25 protein-coding genes are annotated in these 22,666 nt (G+C 60.7%); 16 read left to right on the forward strand and 9 right to left on the reverse strand.

The features are described 5' to 3' along the window. The first annotated feature begins 42 nt into the window (after window positions 1-42). From WNZ14_RS20790 to WNZ14_RS20800, 3 genes are all read left to right on the forward strand, one after another. Window positions 43-486, forward strand: coding sequence for a GNAT family N-acetyltransferase (locus tag WNZ14_RS20790; protein WP_342870604.1), 444 nt, complete (start codon window positions 43-45; stop codon window positions 484-486). A 64-nt stretch (window positions 487-550) separates the two neighbouring features. Next, the gene (gene cobO, locus WNZ14_RS20795) at window positions 551-1,195 is read left to right on the forward strand and encodes a cob(I)yrinic acid a,c-diamide adenosyltransferase (protein ID WP_342870605.1); all 645 of its coding nucleotides are present in this window, start codon (window positions 551-553) and stop codon (window positions 1,193-1,195) included. A gap of 26 nt (window positions 1,196-1,221) precedes the next feature. Then, on the forward strand, window positions 1,222-1,653 hold the full coding sequence (locus WNZ14_RS20800) for an EamA family transporter (protein WP_342870606.1): 432 nt from the start codon (window positions 1,222-1,224) through the stop codon (window positions 1,651-1,653). A gap of 8 nt (window positions 1,654-1,661) precedes the next feature. Here WNZ14_RS20800 and WNZ14_RS20805 read toward each other — a convergent pair whose 3' ends face one another. Next, window positions 1,662-2,447 carry a TSUP family transporter gene (locus WNZ14_RS20805; protein WP_342870607.1) on the reverse strand — a complete coding sequence of 262 codons (786 nt, stop codon included), beginning with the start codon at window positions 2,445-2,447 and terminating at the stop codon, window positions 1,662-1,664. Window positions 2,448-2,587: 140 nt separating this feature from the next. Between WNZ14_RS20805 and WNZ14_RS20810 the strand changes: the two genes are divergently transcribed. The 8 genes from WNZ14_RS20810 (at window position 2,588) to cobM (ending at window position 10,472) form a co-directional block, all read left to right on the forward strand. Continuing rightward, window positions 2,588-3,457, forward strand: a complete 870-nt coding sequence (locus WNZ14_RS20810) for a TerB family tellurite resistance protein (RefSeq protein ID WP_342870608.1) — start codon at window positions 2,588-2,590, stop codon at window positions 3,455-3,457. 270 nt (window positions 3,458-3,727) lie between these two features. After that, window positions 3,728-3,967, forward strand: coding sequence for a DUF6732 family protein (locus WNZ14_RS20815; RefSeq protein ID WP_342870609.1), 240 nt, complete (start codon window positions 3,728-3,730; stop codon window positions 3,965-3,967). 18 nt (window positions 3,968-3,985) lie between these two features. Further along, window positions 3,986-5,233 carry a sirohydrochlorin chelatase gene (locus WNZ14_RS20820; protein ID WP_342870698.1) on the forward strand — a complete coding sequence of 416 codons (1,248 nt, stop codon included), beginning with the start codon at window positions 3,986-3,988 and terminating at the stop codon, window positions 5,231-5,233. A 3-nt stretch (window positions 5,234-5,236) separates the two neighbouring features. Next, the gene (locus WNZ14_RS20825) at window positions 5,237-5,878 is read left to right on the forward strand and encodes a precorrin-8X methylmutase (RefSeq protein WP_342870610.1); all 642 of its coding nucleotides are present in this window, start codon (window positions 5,237-5,239) and stop codon (window positions 5,876-5,878) included. Next, a complete protein-coding gene (gene cbiE / locus WNZ14_RS20830; protein ID WP_342870611.1) occupies window positions 5,871-7,112 on the forward strand; it encodes a precorrin-6y C5,15-methyltransferase (decarboxylating) subunit CbiE in 1,242 nt (413 codons plus the stop codon). Before WNZ14_RS20825 ends, cbiE begins: the two co-directional genes overlap by 8 nt. After that, entirely contained in the window at window positions 7,109-7,837 is a 729-nt protein-coding gene (gene cobI, locus WNZ14_RS20835; RefSeq protein ID WP_342870699.1) for a precorrin-2 C(20)-methyltransferase, read from the forward strand. Before cbiE ends, cobI begins: the two co-directional genes overlap by 4 nt. Continuing rightward, window positions 7,834-9,693: a precorrin-3B C(17)-methyltransferase gene (gene cobJ, locus WNZ14_RS20840; protein WP_342870612.1), complete on the forward strand. Its 1,860-nt coding sequence runs from the start codon at window positions 7,834-7,836 to the stop codon at window positions 9,691-9,693. Before cobI ends, cobJ begins: the two co-directional genes overlap by 4 nt. Further along, complete coding sequence (gene cobM, locus WNZ14_RS20845; protein WP_342870613.1) at window positions 9,690-10,472, forward strand: precorrin-4 C(11)-methyltransferase; 783 nt, start codon at window positions 9,690-9,692, stop codon at window positions 10,470-10,472. The genes cobJ and cobM overlap by 4 nt, the downstream gene beginning before the upstream one ends. A 9-nt stretch (window positions 10,473-10,481) precedes the next feature. On the opposite strand, the gene WNZ14_RS20850 is transcribed toward cobM, so the two are convergent. Together WNZ14_RS20850 and WNZ14_RS20855 are read right to left on the reverse strand one after the other, a co-directional pair. Beyond that, the gene (locus WNZ14_RS20850) at window positions 10,482-11,177 is read right to left on the reverse strand and encodes a cobalt-precorrin-6A reductase (RefSeq protein ID WP_342870614.1); all 696 of its coding nucleotides are present in this window, start codon (window positions 11,175-11,177) and stop codon (window positions 10,482-10,484) included. After that, on the reverse strand, window positions 11,167-12,276 hold the full coding sequence (locus WNZ14_RS20855; RefSeq protein WP_342870615.1) for a cobalt-precorrin-5B (C(1))-methyltransferase: 1,110 nt from the start codon (window positions 12,274-12,276) through the stop codon (window positions 11,167-11,169). The genes WNZ14_RS20850 and WNZ14_RS20855 overlap by 11 nt, the downstream gene beginning before the upstream one ends. Before the next feature lie 109 nt (window positions 12,277-12,385). On the opposite strand from WNZ14_RS20855, the gene cobA reads away from it, so the two are divergent. The 5 genes from cobA (at window position 12,386) to WNZ14_RS20880 (ending at window position 17,096) form a co-directional block, all read left to right on the forward strand. After that, the gene (gene cobA, locus WNZ14_RS20860; RefSeq protein ID WP_342870616.1) at window positions 12,386-13,231 is read left to right on the forward strand and encodes a uroporphyrinogen-III C-methyltransferase; all 846 of its coding nucleotides are present in this window, start codon (window positions 12,386-12,388) and stop codon (window positions 13,229-13,231) included. Further along, window positions 13,228-14,529, forward strand: a complete 1,302-nt coding sequence (locus WNZ14_RS20865) for a cobyrinate a,c-diamide synthase (protein WP_342870617.1) — start codon at window positions 13,228-13,230, stop codon at window positions 14,527-14,529. Before cobA ends, WNZ14_RS20865 begins: the two co-directional genes overlap by 4 nt. A 4-nt stretch (window positions 14,530-14,533) precedes the next feature. Further along, a complete protein-coding gene (locus WNZ14_RS20870; protein ID WP_342870618.1) occupies window positions 14,534-15,562 on the forward strand; it encodes a threonine-phosphate decarboxylase in 1,029 nt (342 codons plus the stop codon). Beyond that, window positions 15,562-16,533 (forward strand): adenosylcobinamide-phosphate synthase CbiB, encoded by a 972-nt coding sequence (gene cbiB / locus WNZ14_RS20875; RefSeq protein WP_342870619.1) that lies wholly within the window; start codon window positions 15,562-15,564, stop codon window positions 16,531-16,533. The genes WNZ14_RS20870 and cbiB overlap by 1 nt, the downstream gene beginning before the upstream one ends. A gap of 131 nt (window positions 16,534-16,664) precedes the next feature. Further along, the gene (locus WNZ14_RS20880; RefSeq protein ID WP_342870620.1) at window positions 16,665-17,096 is read left to right on the forward strand and encodes a L,D-transpeptidase; all 432 of its coding nucleotides are present in this window, start codon (window positions 16,665-16,667) and stop codon (window positions 17,094-17,096) included. A 58-nt stretch (window positions 17,097-17,154) separates the two neighbouring features. Here WNZ14_RS20880 and WNZ14_RS20885 read toward each other — a convergent pair whose 3' ends face one another. From WNZ14_RS20885 to WNZ14_RS20910, 6 genes are all read right to left on the reverse strand, one after another. Then, window positions 17,155-18,081 (reverse strand): lipid A biosynthesis lauroyl acyltransferase, encoded by a 927-nt coding sequence (locus tag WNZ14_RS20885; protein WP_342870700.1) that lies wholly within the window; start codon window positions 18,079-18,081, stop codon window positions 17,155-17,157. Between the two features lie 33 nt (window positions 18,082-18,114). Next, complete coding sequence (locus WNZ14_RS20890) at window positions 18,115-19,143, reverse strand: zinc-binding dehydrogenase (RefSeq protein WP_342870621.1); 1,029 nt, start codon at window positions 19,141-19,143, stop codon at window positions 18,115-18,117. A gap of 162 nt (window positions 19,144-19,305) precedes the next feature. Beyond that, window positions 19,306-20,592 (reverse strand): beta-ketoacyl-ACP synthase, encoded by a 1,287-nt coding sequence (locus WNZ14_RS20895; protein WP_342870622.1) that lies wholly within the window; start codon window positions 20,590-20,592, stop codon window positions 19,306-19,308. Further along, window positions 20,589-21,791, reverse strand: a complete 1,203-nt coding sequence (locus tag WNZ14_RS20900; RefSeq protein ID WP_342870623.1) for a beta-ketoacyl-ACP synthase — start codon at window positions 21,789-21,791, stop codon at window positions 20,589-20,591. Before WNZ14_RS20900 ends, WNZ14_RS20895 begins: the two co-directional genes overlap by 4 nt. Further along, window positions 21,788-22,273, reverse strand: coding sequence for a 3-hydroxyacyl-ACP dehydratase FabZ family protein (locus WNZ14_RS20905; RefSeq protein ID WP_342870624.1), 486 nt, complete (start codon window positions 22,271-22,273; stop codon window positions 21,788-21,790). Before WNZ14_RS20905 ends, WNZ14_RS20900 begins: the two co-directional genes overlap by 4 nt. 23 nt (window positions 22,274-22,296) lie before the next feature. Next, window positions 22,297-22,581, reverse strand: coding sequence for an acyl carrier protein (locus WNZ14_RS20910; protein ID WP_342870625.1), 285 nt, complete (start codon window positions 22,579-22,581; stop codon window positions 22,297-22,299). Window positions 22,582-22,666: the final 85 nt, after the last annotated feature.

A 22,666-nucleotide genomic window follows, 5' to 3' on the forward strand; every position in this document is an offset into this window, starting at 1 on the left:
TTGTACCGTCACCGACACAGGACCGAAAAACGAGGACTGCGCATGACAATCGAAATGACCGTTATCGAAGGCGGTGACGAGGAGTTCGCCAACACAGTCGAGTTCATGATCGATTCGGTCGCTGAGAAACTCGGGAAGCCGTTCGATCCGGAACCGTTTCACCTCAGGGCCAGTGATGCTGACGGGCAACTTGTTGGCGGTCTTGCAGCTCATAAAGTTCAGGGCTGGCTGTTTATCAAGCTGCTCGGTATTGCGGAAGGACAGCGCGGCAACGGGATTGGCCGCACGCTTCTGTCGCGGGCTGAAAGTTTTGCCCGCCGGGAAGGGCTTGTCGGTGTATATCTTGATACATTCGAATTTCAGGCGCCGCGTTTTTATGAGGCTCAGGGCTACACTGAATGCGGCCGCCTGCCGGCCAGCGGTGGCGCACCGCAACGGATCTGGTTTGCCAAAACGTTTGATGACGCGGACGCTGGCAAGAATTGAGAATTGACCCTGGAGGCTGCAGTCATTGGCGGCCAGGATTTGAGACGAACAGGATGGATATGCGATGAGCGAACGCGGCAAGATCACCGACGGCATGAGCGAGGACGAGCTCAACGCCCGCCACGCCGATAAGATGGCCAAGAAGAAGGCGGCTCGTGAGAAGATCATGGCCACCAAGACAGGCGAAAAGGGTCTGGTGATCGTCCATACCGGCAAGGGCAAGGGCAAATCATCCGCTGCGTTCGGCATGATCTTCCGCCATATCGCGCACGGCATGCCCTGTGCGGTGGTGCAGTTCATCAAGGGCGCGATGTCGACCGGAGAGCGCGACCTCATCCTGAAGAACTTTTCCGACATGTGCCAGTTTCACACCATGGGTGAAGGGTTTACCTGGGACACGCAGGACAAGGCGCGCGATATTGAAATGGCGCAAGCCGCCTGGGAAAAAGCCAAGGAAATGATCCGCGACGAGCGCAATTCGATGGTGCTGCTGGACGAGATCAACATCGCGATCCGCTATGATTACCTTGACGTCAATGAGGTGATCGCGTTTCTTGAAGCTGAAAAACCGGCGATGACCCATGTTGTACTCACCGGGCGCAACGCCAAGGACGAGCTGATCGAGTTCGCCGATCTGGTGACCGAGATGGAGATGATCAAGCATCCGTTCCGCTCTGGTGTAAAGGCGCAAATCGGCGTGGAGTTCTAGCACCGCTAACAGCACTGGAGTGCGTGATGGGTCTTTCGGCAAGCTGGCAATTCTGGGCACTGGTGGCGGCGGTGTTCGCCGCCTTGACCGCGATCTTTGCCAAGATCGGCATCAGTGATATCGACAGCGATCTGGCCACCTTCATCCGCACCTGCGTGATCATGCTGGTGCTTGGCGCCATGCTGACGGCGATGGGCAAGTGGCGGCAGCCGCAGACCATCCCGCTCAAGACGTGGATCTTCCTTGGCCTTTCCGGCCTCGCAACCGGCGCGTCCTGGCTTGCCTATTTCCGGGCTCTCAAGATCGGCGACGCCTCGCGGGTGGCGCCGATCGACAAGCTCTCCATCGTGCTCGTGGCGATCTTCGGCGTGGTGTTTCTGGGTGAGCATCTGTCCGCCATGAACTGGTTTGGTGTCGGCATGATCGCGTCAGGCGCAATCATCCTCGCTGTTTTCTGAGCCGGATTTCAGACACCAAACCAAATGCGGACCGGATTGGCTGGATCGGCCATCAGTTTGGCGGCAAGTGCGCAGCAGGTGATCACCAGCAGTGGCTTGATGATTCTGGCGCCGTTCTTCATCGCCAGCCGTGAGCCGAGTTGCGCGCCCGCAAACTGGGCTGCGCCCATCATCAAGCCCACTTTCCAGTATATAACACCAGCAAAGGCAAAGACGGCAAAGCCGCCGAGATTGGACGCGAAGTTCAAAAGCTTGGTGTGGGCCGTGGCTTTCAGCAGCCCAAAACCTGCCAGCGCAACAAAGGCCAGCATGTAGAAAGAGCCGGCACCGGGGCCGAAGACGCCATCATAGAAACCGATCATCGGTACGATCATCAGGCCGAACAGGAACGGCGAAATCCTGCGGGCGCGATCAATATCGTTCATGTTCGGCTTGAACGCGAAATAGAGCGCTATAGCGACCAGCAGGAAGGGCAGAAAAGCGCGGAAGATGTCGCCGGGAATGATCGTTGCCAGCATGGCGCCAAGCGCTGAGCCTGCCGCCGCGAGCACTGCCGATGGCAATTGCGCCTTGAGATCGACATGGCCCTTGCGGGCATAGGCGACGGTCGCTGACCCTGAGCCGAACAAACCCTGCAGCTTGTTAGTTCCGAGCGCTTCAACCGGCGTAAAGCCTGCCAGCAGAAGCGCGGGCACGGCGATCAGGCCGCCGCCGCCGGCAATCGAATCAACAAAACCGGCCATGAATGCTGCTCCGAGTAGCAGCAAGGTGAGTGTGAGCGTCAGGTCTTCCATGGGTCAGCCTTCAGTGCGAGGACGAAACGGCAGAAACGAGGCGGGACCTATTGCACGGGTTGATGCTCTGGACAATCGGCGGTGACCCGCTACTTTTTAGGGTATATGGGGAATCACCCAGGCCTGAGGGGGCTGTTGTGATGCTGGGGCTTTTTATGTCTATCGCGCGGTTGTTTGAACGCGAGCCGCAGTTTTCTGGCTCGCTCGCCGAGTTGTCCGAAGATCCGGTCAGGTTGGCGGAAATTCTGCTTCTGTTCCGGATGGTGCTTGCCGACGGGATTGTTCAACCGTCCCAGCTCACCGCCTTCGAGCGCATCTGCGAGCAGCATTTTGGTGTCAGCCGCAGGGACATGCCGGAATTGCACGCGCTTCTTGATTCGCCCAAAGCCCGTTCTTACGAAGCTCAAGCCTTTACGCTGCTCGGCCAGCTTGACATGAAGGCGCGAACCACCCTTCTTGACGACATGATGCGGATTGCGCGCGCCAACACCAACAGGAATGAGCGCGACGACAGATTGATCCGGAGGACTGCCAGTCTGCTCGGGCTGGAGCCAGGGTCCGTGGGCGTCGAGGAAAAGGAACAGGCCATGAATGATACGGCAGGCAAAAGCCCCAGCTTCGGCGAGCGGGTGCGGGCGCTTCTCGACCAGTCCACGTCGCTGAGCAAGGTTGCAAACGACCCGGTGCTGACGGCGGAACTGCTGCTGTTGGTCAGGATGTCGTTCGCGGACAAGACGGTTGAGCCTGCGGAAGCGGATGCCTTTGCTGCAATCTGCACACGCCTTCTGGGGCTTAACGGCGACGAGCTGACTGATATTCTCAGATATCTCAATGACTTCGGATATGAGACCACGGATGCGCAGGCTGCGGAAATGCTTGCCGACCTCGATGAAGCCCGCAAACGGGAAATTCTGGATCATCTTGCGATTGTTGCCAAAGCCGGTGGCGAGGTTGATGACCGGGAGCGCCGCCTGTTTGAAGCCACCGCCCGGCGGCTTGGCTTCGCCTGAAGCCACATTCTGGCGCGCATTTCTGCTTTGACGCAGATCAGCGCCTGGCTGGCGCAATCGGGGTTTGACCTCCAAATCCCGAACGCCTATGACTCGCCCCCATGTGCGACGGCGCCTGATGACAGGCTGAGAGATATTCCGGTGCGGCCGACTTAATTCAAGGGCCAACTCCGGTGCTGTCCGGTTCGGTAAGACGAGATGCTGCTTCAGGGTTGGCGTCTTTTCATCCGGCGTATCGTGCTGATTTTGTCACGTTGTCCGGAGGCCCCGATGCGCACCCTTGTTCTATCCTTTGTTGGTTCTGTCTTTTTCACGCACGCAGCCTTGGCTCATGGCGGCCATGTCGGCGATCTGGCAGGGCATTCGCATTGGGTCGGATGGGCTGCAGCTGCAGCTGCAGGAGCGATTGCCGCGTGGGCCATAAAGCGCGGCAGCAAGGGCAAGGCCGCGGCCAAGGACAGTTCAGACAAGGCCGATAGCGGCAAGCAATCCGAAACTGTGGAGGCCTGAACCGTGAGCAATAGCGGGATCCCCGAGAAGACCGGCATCATGGTTTGCGGCCACGGCAGCCGCAACCAGAACGCAGCACGCGAATTCGCCACCGTGGCTGAAGGACTGAAGGCCCGCTATCCGGATGTGCCGGTGGAATATGGCTATCTGGAATTCTGCAATCCGGTGATATCCGAAGGGCTCGACCGGCTGCGCGCCAAGGGCGTCACCCGGGTGCTGGCCGTGCCGGGCATGCTGTTTGCCGCCGGTCATGCGAAGAACGACATTCCTTCGGTGCTCAACACCTACCAGGCGCAGAATCCCGGTACGGTGATCAATTACGGACGCGAACTCGGCATCGATCTCAAGATGATCCGTGCAGCTGGCGCGCGGATCCAGGCGGCGCTCGACACGGCCAATGCCGAACAGGGCAGGGTGGAGCTGCACGACACGCTGTTGATGGTTGTGGGCCGGGGATCATCCGATCCTGATGCCAATTCCAATGTCTCCAAGGTCATGCGGATGCTGTGGGAAGGTTTTGGCTTTGGCTGGGCCGAGACCTGCTATTCCGGTGTGACCTTCCCGCTGGTCGGCCCCGGACTCAGCCATGCGGCAAAGCTTGGCTACAAGCGCGTCATCGTGTTTCCGTATTTCCTGTTCACCGGCGTTCTGATCAAGCGGATCTATTCCGAGACAGACGCGGTGGCAGAAAACCATCCCGACATCCAGTTCATCAAGGCCTCTTATCTGAGCGATCATCCGCTGGTCATCGACACGTTCCAGGACAGGGTGCAGGAGATCGTTGACGGTCAGGCGCTGATGAACTGCCAGATGTGCAAATACCGCGAGCAGGTGCTGGGCTTCGAGGCCGAAGTCGGCCTTCCGCAGGAAAGCCATCACCACCATGTCGAGGGCATCGGCGGCGGTCTGGAAAATTGCCCGTGCAACGGCGACTGCGATGCCTCCTGCCGCGAGCAGGAATTCTGCGAGAAGCACGGCCTGCCATGGACGCCGGTTCACAGCCATGCAAGCCCGGCGCCGCTGGAACCGGTGCATGACCATTCCCATGACCACGATCATTCGCACGGGCATGATCATGGCCACGATCACCACCATGCTCACGGGCATGATCACGGGCACGACCACGGGCACTCGCACGATCATGGCCACGGGCACAGCTATGACCATTCCCATGACCAGGGCCATTCTCACGACCATCATCACCATCCCTATCCGCATGCCGACCATCCGCATGGGCCGCGCTCGATGGAAAAGAAGAAGAGCTGAGTCTTGATCGCCTCCGCACCCATCCGTGATCCGGCGGAAATCTACCGACGGTCGTTCGCCATCATACAGGCGGAAGCGGATCTCGTGCGCTTTGGTGCGGATGCCCGTTCGATCGTGGTGCGGATGATCCATGCCTGCGGGATGGTAGACTTGGCGGATGACATTGTCGTCTCCCCGGGGTTTGCACAAAGCGCCCGGGCGGCGCTGGAAGCCGGTGCGCCAGTGCTATGCGATGCGGAGATGGTCCGGCATGGGGTGATCACGCGGCTGATGCCTGCCGGTAACGAGGTGATGTGCCTGCTCAATGAGCCGCAGGTGCGCGAGATAGCAGCCCGCGACGAGACCACGCGGTCGGCGGCGCAGGTTGATCTCTGGGCCGACCGGATGGCGGGTGCGGTTATTTCCATCGGCAACGCGCCGACGGCGCTGTTCCGGCTTCTCGAGTTGATTGATGCCGGTGCTGCCAAGCCCGCTGCCATCATTGGTGTGCCGGTGGGATTCGTCGGTGCTGCCGAAAGCAAGGATGCGCTTGCAGCCGATCCGCGCGGTGTCGATTTTCTGACGGTCAAGGGACGTCGGGGCGGCAGCGCGCTTGCGAGTTCCGCGGTCAACGCTATCGCCGGGGGGCTCGAAGGTCATGGCTAGCGGTTCGGGGGCCGGGGCGCCCTGGCTGACCATCATCGGTATCGGTGACAACGGGCTCGACAGCCTGACGCCACCGGCACGCGTGCTGTTTGAGGCGGCTGAGACGATCATCGCGCCCGAGCGGGTCTTGGCACGTATCGATTGCGGGGCGCGGGAAACGATTGCCTGGACCTTTGGCATCAAGGAAACCATCGCGCTGGTGATGGCGCGGCGCGGGACGCCGGTGACCATTCTGGCGACGGGCGACCCTATGTTTTTTGGCGTCGGCGCGACCTTGATGCGTCAGCTCGATGCGAGCGAGATGCGGGTGATCCCGTCTCCGTCGGCGTTCTCGCTGGCCGCCGCCCGGCTCGGATGGGCGCTGCAGGACGTTGCAATGATTTCCCTGCATGGACGCTCGGTGCATGGCCTCGCTTCACATGTGCACCCCGATGCGCGGATCATTGCGCTGACCTCTGCCGGGCACACCATTGTAGAGGCGGCGCAGATCCTGAGCGCTCGTGGCTATGGCCGCTCCGAGATGCATGTGCTGGAACACATGGGCGGACCGGACGAACGCATAAAGGTAATGCGCGCTGACAGGATTGCCGCCGACAAACCTCATTTTGCAGAGTTCAACACGCTGGCGATAGCCTGCGTAGCTCAGCCCGGAACGGTGCTGCTGCCATCGGTTCCAGGGCTGCCGGACGACGCTTTCGAGCATGACGGACAACTGACCAAACGTGAGGTGAGGGCGGTGACCCTGGCGCGTCTTGGTCCGGTGCCTGGCGGATTGATGTGGGATGTCGGCGCCGGATGCGGATCGATCGGCATCGAATGGATCCGCGCGGCGCGTGGGGGCAGGGCGATTGCCATCGAAGCCGTTGAGACCCGCCGAAAAATGACAGCGCACAATGCGATAACATTGGGTGCGCCGGGTCTCGAAATTGTGGCCGGGACAGCGCCGGATGCACTTGCTGATCTCGAGATGCCGGACGCCGTTTTCATCGGCGGCGGAATCTCCAATGACGGCGTCTTTGAAGCGGTCTGGGAATCGCTCAAGCCGTTCGGCCGACTGGTCGCCAATGCGGTGACGGTGGAAGGCGAAGCGCGGCTTTTCGCGCTGCAGTCGGTGCATGGCGGCGAGTTGATCCGGCTTCAGGTGAACCGCGCCGAACCTGTCGGCCGCTATCTCGGATGGAAGCCGCTGATGCCGGTGACGATCTGGTCGGCGACAAAAGGACTGGATGCATGAGCGGCAAATTGTACGGGCTCGGGCTTGGTCCCGGTGACCCTGATCTGATCACGCTGAAGGCGCATCGCATCCTGCAGAGTGTGCCGGTGATTGCCTGGCCGGCGCCCGATACGGGCCCAAGTTTTGCGCGCGCGATCGCCGCTCCACACCTGCCGGGTGGGCAGACGGAAATCCCGATCGTGGTGCCGATGCGGACCGAGCGGTTTCCGGCGCGCGACATTTACGACAAGGCGTCAGTCGAGATCGCGGCGCATCTCGACGCGGGCCGGGACGTGGCGGTGCTGTGCGAGGGTGATCCGTTTTTCTATGGCTCGTTCATGTATGTGTTCGAGCGGTTGGCGGCTCAGTACCCGACCGAGGTGGTGCCGGGGGTCTCGTCGATGATGGCTGCGGCGAGTGCTGCGGGGCGCCCGCTGGCTGCGCGCAACGATGTTCTCAGCGTCGTGCCGGGTCCACTTAGCGATAAAGAGCTCACAAATCGATTCAACGCGGCAGATGCATTAGCGATCATTAAAATAGGCAGGCATTTCAAACGCTTGAGGGCGTTGATTGAAAAGTTGAATCTGCTACCTCATGCAATCTATGTGGAACGCGTGTCCCTCGATGCCGAACGCCTTATGCCGCTTGCCGAAGTCCCCGAGGACACGGCTCCATATTTTTCGATGATCCTGATCTACAAGGGCGGCGAGGACTGGATCCAGACGCTGCCCGGGAGCAAAACATGACCACTTCTCCCGCCATCATCATTCTTTCCGATGCGGCCTTGCCGATGGCGAGGCGCATCGCCCGGGCAACTGGCGGCCAGGTGCACGGGCTGGACCGACGTATAACGCAAACCATTGACGTAACCTTTACAGACGTGGGGTCACATTTAGCCTCCCTGTTTCAGAATGGCCGCGCGATCGTCGCGCTGATGGCATCGGGTGCGGTGATCCGGCTTCTGGCGCCGCACCTCGGCGACAAGATGAGCGAGCCTCCGGTAATCGCTGTCGCCGAAGATGGCTCGTGCGTGGTTCCGCTTCTGGGTGGCCATCACGGCGGCAATGACCTGGCGCGCAAGATCGCCGATATCGTTGGCGGTATTGCTGCCATCACCACGGCGGGCGATCTTAAATTCGGCATCGCGCTTGACCAGCCGCCGGAAGGTTGGGCGCTGGCCAATCCTGAAAATGCCAAACGGGTGATGGCTGATCTGGTTGCCGGAAAATCGGCGCGGCTAGAGGGTGAGGCGGCATGGCTCAGCGAGAGCGGCCTGCCACTGTCGGCTGATGGAGACGTTGTTCTGGCCGTCTCGAACAAGATTGTTTCGCAGCCTGCACACGGTTTGCTGTACCACCCGAAAAATCTGGTTCTCGGCATCGGCTGCGAACGTGGCGCCGGTGGCGATGAAGCTCTGGCTCTGGCCCTTGAAAATCTCGCTCTGGCTGGCCTGTCGCCCGCCTCGGTCGGGCTTGTGGCATCTATCGATGTGAAGGCCGATGAGACTGCGGTTCATCATGTGGCGAAGCATTTGGGTTGCCCTGCACGTTTCTTCGATGCGGCAACGCTGGAAGCTGAAACGCCGAGGCTGAAGAACCCTTCTGACATCGTCTTTGCGGAAGTCGGCTGCCATGGCGTGGCCGAAGGTGCGGCACTGGCGGCGGTTGGCGCGTCGGGCGAACTGATCGCAGAAAAGCACAAGAGCCGCCGAGCGACATGCGCCATCGGGCAGGTTCCTCAGCCGTTCACAAGTGCGACCCTGCCGGGTCGGGTACGCGGCAAGTTGATGGTGGTCGGCATCGGGCCGGGGTCTGATGGCTGGCGGTCGCCGGAAGTCTCGGCGATGGTTTCGGCTTCGACTGATCTTGTCGGCTATTCGCTCTATCTCGATCTGCTCGGACCGTTGGCCAAGGGCAAGGCCCGGCACGACTTTGATCTCGGCAAGGAAGAGGCGCGGGTGCGCCATGCTATGGAACTGGCGGGCGAGGGTAGGTCGGTGGCGCTGGTCTGTTCCGGCGACGCCGGGATCTATGCCATGGCGACGCTGGTGTTCGAGCTGCTCGACAAGGCCGAAGGTGTTGATGGGCTGACAGCCGAGGCGCGTCGGATCGAGATCGCAGTGTCTCCTGGTATCTCGGCGCTGCAGGCGGCAGCCGCACGCGCCGGTGCGCCACTGGGTCATGATTTCTGCACCATCTCGCTGTCGGATCTGCTGACACCCTGGGAAGACATCAAGCGCCGTGTCACAGCCGCAGGTGAGGGTGATTTCGTCATTGCGTTCTACAATCCGGTGTCAAAGAAGCGCCGCACCCAACTGGCTTGGGCGCGCGACAAGCTGCTTGAGCATCGCCCGGCTTCCACGCCGGTTATCCTTGCCACCAATCTTGGCCGCGAAGGTGAGCTGATCCGCATCGTGCCGCTCGGCTCGCTCGATGTCGATGATGTCGACATGCTGACCGTGGTGGTGGTCGGGTCATCCAATTCCTCGACGGTCACCACTGGCGACGGCAGGACATGGGTCTACACACCGCGCGGCTACGCCCGCAAGGAAGGCAGCGCCATGACACATGTTGGGACACAGATTTCAGGAGACGCGGCATGACCGTTTATTTCATCGGAGCCGGCCCCGGCGCGCCTGACCTCATCACCGTGCGCGGATTGAAGCTGATTGAGCGATGCCCGGTCTGCCTTTATGCAGGCTCGCTGGTGCCCGAGGAGATCGTCCATGCTGCTCCGGAAGATGCGCTGGTCCGGGACACCGCACCGATGCATCTTGATGAGATCATCGAAGAGATGAAGACCGCGCACTCGGCTGGTCAGGATGTGGCGCGCGTGCATTCAGGCGATCCGGCGATCTATGGCGCGGTGGCCGAACAGATGCGGCGGCTGGATGCGCTGGGTATCGATTATGAGGTTGTTCCCGGCGTTCCTGCCTTTGCAGGTGCTGCGGCGCGGCTTGCCACCGAGCTGACGCTGCCCGAAATTGCCCAGACTGTGATCATCACCCGCACTGGGATGAAGGCATCGTCGATGCCCGAGTTCGAGCAACTCGAGATCCTCGGCCAGTCGCGGGCGACGCTCGCGATCCATCTGTCGATCCGCAATCTCGACTACATCAAGCGAGCGCTTGAGCCCTATTACGGAGCCGATTGCCCGGTGGTGATCGCCTACCGCGCCACCTGGCCTGACGAGCTCTACATCCGCACCACGCTGGACGGCATGAAGGAAGAGGTACGCGCCCACAAGATCACCCGCACGGCGCTGATCATGGTGGGCAAGGTGTTCGGCGACGTCAATTTCCGCGACAGCGATCTGTACAATTCCGAGTACTCGCATGTGCTCAGGAACGTCGGGAAAAAGAAGAAGGCGAAGGTGGCGTAGCCACCTCTCTCAGCTTCGCCCAACCATGATCACCGGCAGCCCCAACTCCCGCGCGGCTTCGATCTTGGCGTAGGCGGCGGTGCCGCCAGAATTGCGGCAGACGATGTGGGTGACCTTATGGGCGATCAACAGCATTGTCTCCGCCGCCGGCGTGTCTCCGGGACGACCCAGGACGAGGGCGTGATCGGGAAGCTCAAGCGGGGTTTTCGGCGGGTCGATCATGCGGACAACGAAATGGACATCGTCGCGGCTCGCAAACAGGCCGATATATTGGGAGCCCAAGGCCAGTAGAACGCGGGCGCGGGGCGGGATGGTATCACGCGCCTGCTCCAGCGTTTCCACTTCGACCCAGTTGTCGCCCGGTTGTCTGGCCCATGGCTTGCGGGTTCGGTTTTCGTGCGGCACGCCTGCAATTCTGGCGGCTTGAACCGCGTTGGCACTGATCTGGCGAGCGAAGGGGTGGGTGGCGTCAATCAGGCGTGTCACGCCTGTCTCACGCAGGTACCGGGCCAGACCCTCGACGCCGCCAAAGCCGCCGATGCGGGTTTCACCTGCGACCGGCGCGGGTTCCTTTGTGCGTCCTGCCAGCGAAGTGATGATGCGCGCTTCCGGCCTTGCCGCGACCAGCTCTCTTGCCAGATCCGCGGCTTCTTTTGTGCCACCCAGAATCAGAATGGTCTCGGTGATTTCGGGATTATTCGGCATGGGCGATAAGCGCTCCGGCACGATCGGTGACCATGACATCGACTTGAACAGGCGCGCCGCGCAACGTATCGAGCACTATAGTGCGCGCCTTGTCTGCGATGATCGCCGGCAGATCCAATCCCTGAAGGCGAGTCAATTCAAGCACTTCCAGCGCGGTATTGGCACCGAGCATCCGATACTTTAACTCGGCACCGGCGCCCAGCGCTTCTGCCTGTGCGGCGAGCCAGGCCATGTCGACCTGGCTGCGGCCCGAATGCAGGTCGAGTGCGCCTTGCGCCAGTTTGGTGAGCTTGGCAAAGCCGCCGGCGATGGTCAGGCGCGGAACCGGATGTATGCGAAGATATTTCAGCAGGCCGCCGGCAAAATCGCCCATGTCGAGGCAGGCGATGTCGGGCAGGCCGTGGAAGCCCTGCGCGGTCTTTTCGGAGGTGGAGCCGGTGGCGCCGAGCACGTGCGGCAGGCCTTCGGCGCGGGCGACATCAATGCCCCTATGGATCGAATGGATCCAGGCCGCGCAGGAAAACGGATGCACAATGCCGGTGGTGCCGAGCACCGAGAGCCCACCGATAATGCCCAGCCGCGGGTTCCAGGTCTTGAGCGCCAGCTCGGCGCCGTCCTCGATGGCGATCTCGATCTCGATATCGGGTGCGATGCCGTGCTGCTCGCAAAGGGCTGTTACGACATCAGTCATCATCTGCCGTGGAACGGGGTTGATGGCAGGTTCGCCGACCGGCACAGGGAGCCCGGCCTTGGTGACGATGCCGACACCTTCGCCTGCCTTGAAGACGATGCCGGACCCTTTGGGCAAGCGGCGCACACTTGCCAACACCAGAGCGCCGTGGGTGACGTCGGGATCGTCGCCGGCATCCTTGATGATACCTGCCATGGCATGCAACAGGGAAGTCGATTCGCGGGCGAGGGCGAAGCTCGGGGTCTCGCCCTTTGGAAGGGTGATCTCGACCGGATCGGGGAAGTCACCGGTGAGCAAAGCCGTCAGCGCAGCCTTGGTTGCGGCGGTGGCGCACGCGCCCGTGGTCCAGCCGCGGCGCAGCGCCCTGGCAGGCTTTTCCACCCGAATTTCGTTTTCGTTCGCCACCATGTCGCAGTTCTCGGTCGTGTCTTGCCTGTTGCCGTTATAGAGTGCGATTGGTACGGGTGTAACCCATGGTGTTTTGCAGGATTTACCTCGCGAGCGTGAACGGAAAAGCATGAACGACTGGCAACAAACTCTGCCGCAGATGAAACCTGGCGAAGTGTGGCTGGTGGGCGCCGGACCGGGTGATCCCGGCCTGCTGACGCTGCATGCCGCCAATGCGCTCGGCCAGGCTGATGTGATCGTTCACGATGCGCTGGTCAACGCCGATTGCCTCAAGCTCGCGCGAACCGGCGCCCTGCTGGAATATGCCGGAAAGCGCGGTGGAAAGCCTTCAGCCAAGCAGCGCGATATTTCATTGAGGCTGGTCGAACTGGCGCGGGAAGGCAAGCGCGTGTTGCGGCTCAAGGGCGGCGATCCGTTTGTCTTCGGTCGTGGCGGCGAGGAAGCTCTGACCCTGGTCGAGCATCACATTCCCTTCCGGATCGTGCCGGGAATCACCGCCGGGATCGGTGGCTTGGCCTATGCCGGCATCCCGGTGACGCATCGCGACACCAACCATACCGTGACCTTCCTGACCGGGCATGATTCGACGGGCGTCGTGCCCGACCAGATCGATTGGGACGGCGTGGCGCGCGGCAGTCAGGTCATCGTCATGTACATGGCGATGAAACACATCTCGACAATCACCTCACGGCTGATCGGTGCGGGTCGGAGTGCGGAAGAGCCGGTGGCATTTGTCACTGATGCTTCGACTGCGACGCAGAACGTGCTTGAGACCACGCTTGCGAGGGCGGCGGATGACGTTGCCGCATCTGGATTGCAGCCGCCGGCGATCGTGGTCGTCGGGCAGGTTGTACGGCTTCGCTCGGCGCTTGACTGGATGGGCGCGGCTGCGGGCAGGGTGTTGACCGCCGATCCTTTGGGAAATCGCGCTGAAGCGCAGAAAGACAGTGCATGACAGGCCTTATGATTGCTGCGCCCCGGTCGGGTTCAGGCAAGACAACAGTTACACTCGGACTGCTCCGGGCGCTCAAGCGCCGGGGTGTGGCCCTTGCTCCCGGCAAGGCCGGTCCGGACTATATTGATCCCGCATTTCATGCTGCCGCCAGCGGTGAGGCCTGCCTCAATTATGACCCTTGGGCGATGCGCGGCGATATGCTGCTTGCCAATGCCTCGCTGCAATCGCAAGGCGGCAGGATGCTGATGATCGAGGCGATGATGGGCCTGTTCGATGGCGCGGCGGACGGCTCGGGGTCTGCGGGCGATCTGGCCGGACTGCTCGGCCTGCCGGTGATCCTGGTCATTGACTGCACAGGCATGTCCCATTCGGTTGCGGCGCTGGCGCGCGGTTTTGCCAATTTCCATCCTGATGTGCTGGTGCCCGGGGTTATTCTCAATCATGTGGCAAGCCCCCGGCATGACGGAATGTTGCGTCAGGCGCTGGAAAACGCCCGCGTCGAAGTGCTTGGCGCCTTGCCGCGAAACGACAAGCTTGTGCTGCCTGAACGCCATCTCGGACTGGTACAGGCCGGGGAGAACGAAAAGCTCGCCGAATTGATTGACGCCGCCGCCGACGTAATGGAAAGCCGGATTGACCTCGACAAGCTGCTCAGGCTAGCGCAACGCGCGCCCGCCAAACCGGCGCCGGCCAACATTCCCCGGCTGCCGCCTCCCGGACAGAAGATCGCCGTGGCGCGGGATGTGGCCTTCGCGTTTTTCTATGAGCACATGCTGCTCGGCTGGCAGCGGCGCGGGGCGGAACTGTCGTTTTTCTCGCCGCTGGCTGATGAAGCGCCCGCAGCCGATTGCGATGCGGTGGTGCTGCCCGGCGGATACCCTGAACTTCATGCAGGCCAGATCGCCGGCGCAAGCAACTTCAAGGCGGGCATGAAGGCTGCGATTGATCGGGGCATTGCTGTTTATGGCGAGTGTGGCGGCTACATGGCGCTGGGTGAGGGGCTGATCGATGCGGAGGGCGCGCGTCACGAGATGCTCGGCGCCTTGCCGCTGGTGACAAGCTTTGCCAACCCCAAGCGACATCTGGGCTACCGGCGGCTTACGCCAATGCCGGGTTTTTTCTGGAACATGGAACTGTCCGCACACGAGTTTCACTACGCCACGGTCGTCTCGGAGGGTGAAGCGGACGCACGACTGTTCTCGTCGCGAGACGCGCTGGGTGCGGATCTTGGCCACACCGGGCTACGACGCGGCAATGTTACAGGTTCCTTCATGCATGTGATTGACCGGATCGATTAGAAAAATGACAACACAGACAGACGCACCGATCGCCCATGGAGGTGCGCTTTCAGACGCCATCGCCCAATATGGCGGCACCGCTCCCGAATGGCTTGACCTGTCGACCGGGATCAGTCCTTTCAGCCTGCCGCTGCCGGAATTTTCAGCCGATGTCTGGCGGCGTCTTCCGGAGCAGGCCGAGGTGAAGCGGGTGTGCGAACTGGCGATGCGGCACTATGGCGGGGCGGTGATGCCGATTGCAGTGCCCGGAACCCAGTCAGCCATTCAGTTGCTGCCATTTCTGACGCCCAACGCATCGGAAGTTGCCATCGTCTCGCCGACATATGGCGAGTATCAGCGGTCCTATCAGCGCATGGATATCGCGATTGATCCGATTGAAGCGCTTGATGGTGCGACGGTGACGCGCGCAAGTGTGGCTGTGCTTGCAAACCCGAACAATCCGGACGGGCGGGAAACATCACGCGACGATATCTTCGGTTTTGCCCGGGCGCAGCGTCACCGGCTGGTCATTGTCGACGAGGCGTTCGCCGACATGCGTCAGGATCTGACGATGGCGGGGGCTGCGGGTACAGAACCGAACCTGATCGTGATGCGCTCTTTCGGCAAGTTCTTTGGCCTGGCTGGACTGCGGCTCGGATTTGTTTTCGCGGAGCCGGGATTGGCGAAAGTGCTGAGCGACCGGCTCGGGCCATGGGCCGTTTCCGGACCAGCACTGGCAATTGCCGCCCACGCGTTTTCCCGCATCGATCTTGTCGGTGAACTTCGCAAGAAGATGGAAAAGGCGCATGCGATGACGCGGTCTGCGTTGAGGATGGCTGGGGTGTCGATGGTTGGCGAAACCGAATTGTTTTTCTATTGCGAAGTGGGTGATGGTGCGGCTATTCGCGACTTGCTCGCCAGCCACAAGGTGCTGGTGAGGGATTTTGACCACAGCCCGTCGCGGATTCGCATAGGGCTTGCTCCGGACGAGTTGTCTGCCGTCAGGCTTCGCGAAACCATGCGGCTCGCGCTTGCGGGCCAGCGTCCTTCGTAATGGGTCATCTTGCGGTCCTTCTGGTCGCCCTGATTGTGGATCGCATCATCGGGGATCCGGATTGGCTTTGGCGGCGCATAAGCCATCCGGTGGTTCTCTTCGGGCACGCCATCGGGTTTGCGGATCGACGTTTCAACCATACCGCTGATACCGGGCGCGTTCGGCGCCGCAAGGGGCTCATCGCGATCGTGGTATTGCTTCTGGTTGTGGCTGCTTGCGGCGGCGCTCTTTCTCATTTCTTCGGTCATCTGGGTGTTGTCGGCATCGTCCTTGAGGTGGTCGTGGTCGCCGTGTTTCTGGCGCAGAAAAGCCTTGCCGATCATGTCGCGGCGGTCGCAACCGGGTTTCGTGAGAACGGACTTGCCGGCGGCCGCAAGGCGGTTTCGATGATTGTCGGGCGGGATCCGGACGCGCTCGATCAGGCGGGAGTGTCGCGTGCTGCAATCGAAAGCCTAGCCGAGAATTTTTCAGACGGGATAGTTGCACCTGCACTTTGGTATGCGGTTTTCGGGTTGCCGGGTCTGCTGGCCTATAAAATGCTCAATACTGCGGATTCGATGATTGGCCATCTCAACGAGCGCTATCGTGATTTTGGTCGCGCGGCGGCAAGACTTGATGATCTGGCCAACTGGCCTGCAGCCCGATTGTCAGCGATGCTGATTGCTGCCGGGGCAGGATTGGTCAACGGACCGGCAGCCATGCGCCGGGCTGCAGAGCGTTCGCTCACCGATTCCAGCCTCCACCGGTCGCCCAATGCGGGATGGCCTGAGGCGGCAATGGCGGGCGGGCTTGGGTTGGCGCTTGCCGGACCGCGGCAATATGGTGGTGAGATGGTACTGGAGGCCAGCCTGAACGCATCGGGACGTCAACAGGCAGGTGCCGGAGACATCCTCGATGCACTCAAGATCTTCCTGCGTGCATGTGACTGCCTGTTTCTACTGACTGCTCTGGCGTTTCTTGCTTCGTTTTAAAACAGCAAAATCAAACTCTTAGGTTTAAGGAGATAATTTTATATTGTATTTTAACTTTAACTTGGAAATTCATCTGTCTAAAGTATTCCTCAGTTAGTGCAATCAGCAGCAGGGCAACTGGGGAAACAATCATGCGAAATCTGTTTTTGGCTGGGCTTCTTGCCCTCTCACTTATACCATTTTCATCGGCTTCGGCGTTTGCTGCAAAGCTGATCGCCAGCGTCGACATCTCGAGCCAGACCATGGTGGTCAGTCAGAATGGCAAGGTGAAGTACAGATGGCCCGTTTCCACAGGCCGTTCGGGTTATTCCACGCCAACGGGAAGCTATTCGGCACAATGGCTCTCGCGGCATCACCGCTCGCGCAAATACAACAACGCGCCGATGCCTTACGCAGTGTTCTATCACAGAGGCTATGCGGTTCACGCAACCTACGACACCAAGCGTCTGGGCCGGCCGGCATCGCATGGCTGTGTGCGCCTGGCGCCCGAAAACGCCGCCAAGTTCTTCGCGCTTGTGCAGCAGGTTGGCAACAGCAATACCCGCATCGTGATCAATCACTAAGCGGGACTAGCCTCTATTCGGCCCGGAGAAGTCCGGGTCGATCAAGCGCCGGCTTCGACTATTTCAGCTGGTGCTTGATGGCCCACCGGTCATGGAACCATTGCCACTGACCGGGATATTCACGCACCCAGCTTTCGACCTTGTCATTGAGCTTCTGAGCTGTAGCCGCGACATCGACGCTACCGTCAGGGCGACGGGGAATTTCCATTTCTGGTTCGATCTCTAGCCGGTGCCTGCCACCTGGCAGACGGATCGAGCGGGCCGGATAAACCGCGCAATCATACTGGCGCACCAGCTTGGCCAGCAGTGGATTGGTGTGGACCTCAAGGCCGAAGAATGTGGTCTCTTGTCCCTTGTGGAATTTCTGGTCAACAAGCACGCCAACACCCCCGCCGGCCTCGAGCCGCTTTGCCAGCGTGAACGCGGCGCCAGCGCGCGACGGCACAAGGTGACCCATCTTGGTGCGCCGAGCCCCGAGGACTTTTTCGGCAATGTATGGATTGTTGGGCGGGCGAAACAGCGCCATCACATCCAGATCGTATGCGGACGCCACGATTGGCAGAAATTCAAAATTGCCGGTATGGGCGGTGAAGACGATGAATGGTTTCTTCTCGTCGCGCAGCTTGTCAAAGAGGTCGTCGCCTCCGGTCTCAATCCGTCCGGGCGCGCTTGCTTTCCGATCAAAATCAAAGAGTTCGTCGAGGAAGACGTACTCAGCCGCAAGCCTGGACATGTTGCCCCACATGTCCAGGGCAATTTGTTCGTGTTCCGCTTTTGATTTCTCCGGAAAGGCTCGGGCCAGATTCGTCATCGCCAGCTTGTGGCGAGGTGTGAGAGGGCCGATCCGCCGGCCCATCGCATCGACAAAGTTGATCGCCCTGTCGGCCGGGAGCAGTGAAATTACCCTCAGTATGCTGAAGATCGCTTGCGCGATGACCCAGTCCCTGGCTCGCCTGAGAGCAATGACAACGCGCGTCAGCGCCATGCGGTAAGTGTTCGACATCGTCTTGCGTTGGCCTCAATCCATCCGGAGGATGATCTTTCCGAAGACGTCACGGCCTTCCATGCGGGCGAGCGCGGTGTCGATGTCATCGAAACCGACTTCCGTGTCGATCACAGGCTGAACAAGCCCCGCTGCCATTTTCTGCATGGCGTCGGCCATGTTTTCCATCCGGCAGCCGAAGGAGCCAAACAGCTTGAGTTGCTGCTGGAACAGCATCATCAGGTTCATTTGTGTCGACACGCCCGAGGTGGAGCCACAGGTGACCAGCCGTCCACCGCGTTTGAGCGACAGCATGGAACCGGCCCATGTATCTACGCCAACATGCTCGAACACCACATCAACGCCGCGTTTCTTGGTGAGTTTGCGCACCACACCCTCGAAGCGATCCTCGCGGTAGTTGATCACGTGATCAGCGCCCAGTGCCTTGGCCGGCTCGATCTTCGCGTCGGAGCCAACGGTGGTGATGACGGTGCAGCCGATCTTCTTGGCGAGCTGAATGGCCGCAGAACCGATACCGGACCCGCCTGCGTGGATCAGGATGGTTTCGCCCGGCTCAAGCTTGGCGTTGTCAAACAGCATGTGCTCGACTGTGCCGAAGGTGACCGGTGCCACTGCTGCGCCAATCGGTGTCACACCGGGAGGTGCGGGAACCAGAAGCCGCGCCGGCAGATTGACCTTTTCCTGGGCGAAGCCATCAAGATGGAAGCCATGGACGCCGCTCACATGTTCGCACAGATTGTCACGGCCTTCGCGACAGGGGCGGCAGAGGCCGCAGGTGCGCGCACCATAGATCGAAACCAGCTGGCCAGGAACGAGGCCTGAAACACCATGACCGATGGCATCGACGACGCCAGACGCCTCGGCGCCGATGACCAGCGGCATCTTGCGCTTGGCGAATGCCATGCCGCGCCAGCCCCAGACATCGATGTGGTTGAGTGCGACGGCCTTGATCGAAATTGTCACTTCGCCAATGCCCGGCGGCGGGGGAGGAGGCAGATCCACTGTCTCAAGCTTGCGATCTTCGATCAGCTGCAATGCCCGCATGAATATTGTCCTTCTCCGATTGGCGGAGCCTCGCTACCGCCAGTGTCTTTACAGGCTTCCCTGTCCGCCGAGCATCCAGGTGAGTGCCATGTCTTTGCGCTCACCGTTTCAAAAGGTGCATGATCGACGTGGCTCAGGCCGTATGCCAGAACGGGAGATGACTTAAGCGGGTTCCGCCGACATGACAAGGCATGCGTTTTGTCCGCCGAATCCAAACGAATTTGACAGAACGCTGGTCACCGTTGCATCGCGTTTGACGTTAGGCACCACATCGAGCGGAATGGTGGGATCCGGATTGTCATAATTGATGGTGGGCGGCAGAATACCAGTACTCATGGTCAGCAACGAGAATACCGCTTCCACGGCGCCCGCTGCAGTCAGCGTGTGGCCGATCATCGACTTGTTGGACGAGACCGGCACCTCGGGCATACGCTCGCCGAATACGGTCGACAGCGCCAGATATTCCATCTTGTCGTTTTCCGGCGTCGAGGTTCCATGGGCATTGATGTAGCCGATTTCATCGGCCGACAGTCCGGCATCCTCAAGAGCCGCGCGAATGGTGGCGATTGCCGGCGCGCCGCCCGGTGACGAGCGTGTGCGGTGGAAATCGTCGGCTTTCTCGCCGCAGCCGCTGATGATGCCAAGAACCCTGGCACCGCGGGCGATCGCCGCCTCGAGCGATTCGAGCACCAGCGTTGCCGATCCCTCGGCAATGACGAAGCCGTCGCGATCCTTGGTGAAGGGACGAGAGGCTTTCTCGGGCGGATCGTTGTTGGTGGACAATGCAGAGAGCAATGAAAACCGGATCAGGGCTTCCGCACTGACCGATCCATCTGTGGCAACGCTGAGCGCGCGTTCGGTGCGTCCCTGACGGATTGCCTCGACGCCAAGCTGGATGGCGGTGGCACCGGATGCGCATGCAGTTGAGAGTGTGACCGGCAGTCCGCGGGTTCCGAACCTGTCGGCCAAACGCTCGGAGATCGATCCGAACAGCATCGCTTCATGGGCGACAGGGTCTGCCTTCTCGCGCAGGACAGCAAGAAACTGGTCATAGGCGTTTCCGGTCATCTGCTCGGCAGTGACGCGGTCGCCAAGGTCGAAACGTGTGCTCCACTCGGGCTCGATCGGCGGAGCGGCAAGAAACAGAGGGCCGTTGAAATCATCCGAAATACCAGCCTGCGCCAGCGCCTCGATTGTGGTTTCGCGCGCAAAAGCGAAGGAACGCTCGACGGCGTTGGGTGCGGGCACATCAATGAAATCCACTGTGCCGCAAATACGGGTGGACAATCCCTCGGAGGGAAACCGTGTGATCGGATGGATGCCTGATCTGCCAGCGGTCAAGGCTGCCCAGTTGTCTTTCACACCCTGGCCGAGGGAAGAGACGACGCCCATGCCGGTGACTGCGACAAGCGGACGGCCAAGATGGTCTTTGTAGGCTGCTTTGCTCATGACATCCTCGTCAGTCGGGCGATGCCTTCACCGCGGACATGGCCAATGGTGGTCACGATCGCCGCGTTGGCAGCTGTTGATGCAATGGCGTCTTCGCCGTCTGCAAACGGGCTCATCGGTGCTTCATCGTCAAGAGCCAGGCAGGCGAGCGCCACTGCTGTCGGGAAATGCGCTTCGATGGAATGGCCGAACAGCGCTCCGACTGTGCGCAGAGGTGAGGCCGGGAACCGTGTTCGCAGGAAGGCCCGTTCACGGGCGCTGAGTTCGGGGAACCCGCTGGCTCCGGAGAATACCACGGTGTCATGGCCGCCTGATGCGCCGGTGTCATCGGCTAGACGAGCGAGCCGTTGCTCCAGACGGTCACCGTCGCGGGAGCCGCGATCTCCCAGAACGGCGTCCAAGCGGGCGTAAATGTGCGCGCCACGCGCCTGAGCATGTTCCAGTGATTCGAGCACCAGAAATGCGCCTGCGGTTCCGAGGTTCATGCCGCTTGCCGTGCCATCGCTGGTCCAGAAAGGTTGCTGCGGGCCTCTGCCGAGCCCTTGGATGGCTTCCCTGATCATCAGCAGGTCGAGCCGCTCGGCAAGGTAGGCCCCGCCTACCAGGCAGTGGGTGGATTGCCCGGCGGCGATGCGGGCATAGCCGGTTTCGACTGCCGAAATACCCGCGCCTTCTTCGCCCATCAGTGTGCGCGAGGAGCCCGTGACCTTGTGAACGATGGAGATGTTGCCTGCGAGCAGATTGGACAATTGCGCGAGAAACAGCGTCGGACGCAATTCGGTGGTCAATTTCTCGTTGAGCAATTGTTCCCGGTCGTTGCGTTTTCGGCTTTCCTCGATGATCAGCGTGTCAACAGCAACATCGCGCTCGCCGCCGCCGGCAGCAACGATCATGTCCATCGAGGCGCAGGCCTCGGCATCTTCCTTGAGCCCTGCATCATCGAGTGCGAGGCCTGCTGCGTAAACACCCAGACGCTGCCAGTTTTCCATCTGGCGCTGATCGCCACGGCGCGGAATTTGCGCTGACCAGTCGATCTCGGGCAGGGGGTGGACCGTGTAGGGCACAAAACGCTCGCTGTCGGTCACCTTGGCCGGCGTCGTACCCGCCAGCAACTGGTCGCGATGGGCCTGGAGCCCCACTCCGAGCGAGGTCACAAGACCTACGCCGGTCACGACAACCTGGTGGCGTGTATCTGTCATTGCCGTTCTCCTGCAGCGGTCGCCATGGCGGTCATTAAACCCACTTCCTGTGCCCGGTTTCGAACGATATCGGCAAGTGGAACCTGATCGAATGCGACGGTTCTAAACTTGAGCTGGCTGTCAGCCACCTTTTTGCCGTTGCTGGTTATCCTTGCCTTGGTGACCGCATAGCCCGAGCCTTCATGCTCCAGAACCGCAGTGATCTCCAATGGTGTTCCAGGCTTGACGAAATCGCGCATCTTGGCGCTATCCACAGCCATTAGGAAGGGCATCGCGGCAAAGCCGGTCTTGGCCAGGATAACGAAACCGCTGGCCTGGGCCATGGTTTCGATCAGCAACACGCCAGGCACCAGCGGCATGCCGGGAAAATGGCCTTCAAACACAGGGCTGGCATCGGGGACCGTCGAGCTCGCGACGAGCGTTCCGGTATCAAGGTCAAGCGCCTCGATCCGGTCGATCATCTGGAAATACTCAAGCTGCATGAATGGACCCGCCGCGCCGGGCGTCAGCCCTTTGCAGCCCTCAGCTCGTCGATCTTGGCGCAGAGATTGCCAAGCACGAAGTATTCTTCTGTCGAAGCCTTGCCGTCATTGACTTCCTGGGTCCACTGCTCGAGCGGAATCTTGATGCCGAATTCCTTGTCGACCGCGAAAACGATATCGAGGAAATCGAGGCTGTCGATGCCCAGATCATCGATGGTGTGGCTTTCGGTGGTGATAGAATCGCGGTCAATCTCGCTCGTCTCGGCGATGATGTCAGCGACCTTGTCAAATGTTGCGGTCACGGTCATTTCCTCATTGGATGGTGGTTTGGGCGAAGCTATAGAAAAATCCGGCGCAAAAGCCAATGGCTTCTTTGCCCCGCCGCTTTCCAGC

This window comes from Hoeflea sp. AS60, from assembly GCF_038900115.1.
Lineage (GTDB): Bacteria > Pseudomonadota > Alphaproteobacteria > Rhizobiales > Rhizobiaceae > Hoeflea.

What these genes read in the sequence shown, in the direction of transcription:
- WNZ14_RS20790 (WP_342870604.1), top strand. Translation starts at nt 43, where the DNA reads ATGACAATCGAAATGACCGTTATCGAAGGCGGTGACGAGGAGTTCGCC.
- cobO (WP_342870605.1), top strand. Translation starts at nt 551, where the DNA reads ATGAGCGAACGCGGCAAGATCACCGACGGCATGAGCGAGGACGAGCTC.
- WNZ14_RS20800 (WP_342870606.1), top strand. Translation starts at nt 1,222, where the DNA reads ATGGGTCTTTCGGCAAGCTGGCAATTCTGGGCACTGGTGGCGGCGGTG.
- WNZ14_RS20805 (WP_342870607.1), bottom strand. Translation starts at nt 2,447, where the DNA reads ATGGAAGACCTGACGCTCACACTCACCTTGCTGCTACTCGGAGCAGCA.
- WNZ14_RS20810 (WP_342870608.1), top strand. Translation starts at nt 2,588, where the DNA reads ATGCTGGGGCTTTTTATGTCTATCGCGCGGTTGTTTGAACGCGAGCCG.
- WNZ14_RS20815 (WP_342870609.1), top strand. Translation starts at nt 3,728, where the DNA reads ATGCGCACCCTTGTTCTATCCTTTGTTGGTTCTGTCTTTTTCACGCAC.
- cbiE (WP_342870611.1), top strand. Translation starts at nt 5,871, where the DNA reads ATGGCTAGCGGTTCGGGGGCCGGGGCGCCCTGGCTGACCATCATCGGT.
- cobI (WP_342870699.1), top strand. Translation starts at nt 7,109, where the DNA reads ATGAGCGGCAAATTGTACGGGCTCGGGCTTGGTCCCGGTGACCCTGAT.
- cobJ (WP_342870612.1), top strand. Translation starts at nt 7,834, where the DNA reads ATGACCACTTCTCCCGCCATCATCATTCTTTCCGATGCGGCCTTGCCG.
- cobM (WP_342870613.1), top strand. Translation starts at nt 9,690, where the DNA reads ATGACCGTTTATTTCATCGGAGCCGGCCCCGGCGCGCCTGACCTCATC.
- WNZ14_RS20850 (WP_342870614.1), bottom strand. Translation starts at nt 11,177, where the DNA reads ATGCCGAATAATCCCGAAATCACCGAGACCATTCTGATTCTGGGTGGC.
- WNZ14_RS20855 (WP_342870615.1), bottom strand. Translation starts at nt 12,276, where the DNA reads ATGGTGGCGAACGAAAACGAAATTCGGGTGGAAAAGCCTGCCAGGGCG.
- cobA (WP_342870616.1), top strand. Translation starts at nt 12,386, where the DNA reads ATGAACGACTGGCAACAAACTCTGCCGCAGATGAAACCTGGCGAAGTG.
- WNZ14_RS20865 (WP_342870617.1), top strand. Translation starts at nt 13,228, where the DNA reads ATGACAGGCCTTATGATTGCTGCGCCCCGGTCGGGTTCAGGCAAGACA.
- WNZ14_RS20870 (WP_342870618.1), top strand. Translation starts at nt 14,534, where the DNA reads ATGACAACACAGACAGACGCACCGATCGCCCATGGAGGTGCGCTTTCA.
- cbiB (WP_342870619.1), top strand. Translation starts at nt 15,562, where the DNA reads ATGGGTCATCTTGCGGTCCTTCTGGTCGCCCTGATTGTGGATCGCATC.
- WNZ14_RS20880 (WP_342870620.1), top strand. Translation starts at nt 16,665, where the DNA reads ATGCGAAATCTGTTTTTGGCTGGGCTTCTTGCCCTCTCACTTATACCA.
- WNZ14_RS20885 (WP_342870700.1), bottom strand. Translation starts at nt 18,081, where the DNA reads ATGGCGCTGACGCGCGTTGTCATTGCTCTCAGGCGAGCCAGGGACTGG.
- WNZ14_RS20890 (WP_342870621.1), bottom strand. Translation starts at nt 19,143, where the DNA reads ATGCGGGCATTGCAGCTGATCGAAGATCGCAAGCTTGAGACAGTGGAT.
- WNZ14_RS20895 (WP_342870622.1), bottom strand. Translation starts at nt 20,592, where the DNA reads ATGAGCAAAGCAGCCTACAAAGACCATCTTGGCCGTCCGCTTGTCGCA.
- WNZ14_RS20900 (WP_342870623.1), bottom strand. Translation starts at nt 21,791, where the DNA reads ATGACAGATACACGCCACCAGGTTGTCGTGACCGGCGTAGGTCTTGTG.
- WNZ14_RS20905 (WP_342870624.1), bottom strand. Translation starts at nt 22,273, where the DNA reads ATGCAGCTTGAGTATTTCCAGATGATCGACCGGATCGAGGCGCTTGAC.
- WNZ14_RS20910 (WP_342870625.1), bottom strand. Translation starts at nt 22,581, where the DNA reads ATGACCGTGACCGCAACATTTGACAAGGTCGCTGACATCATCGCCGAG.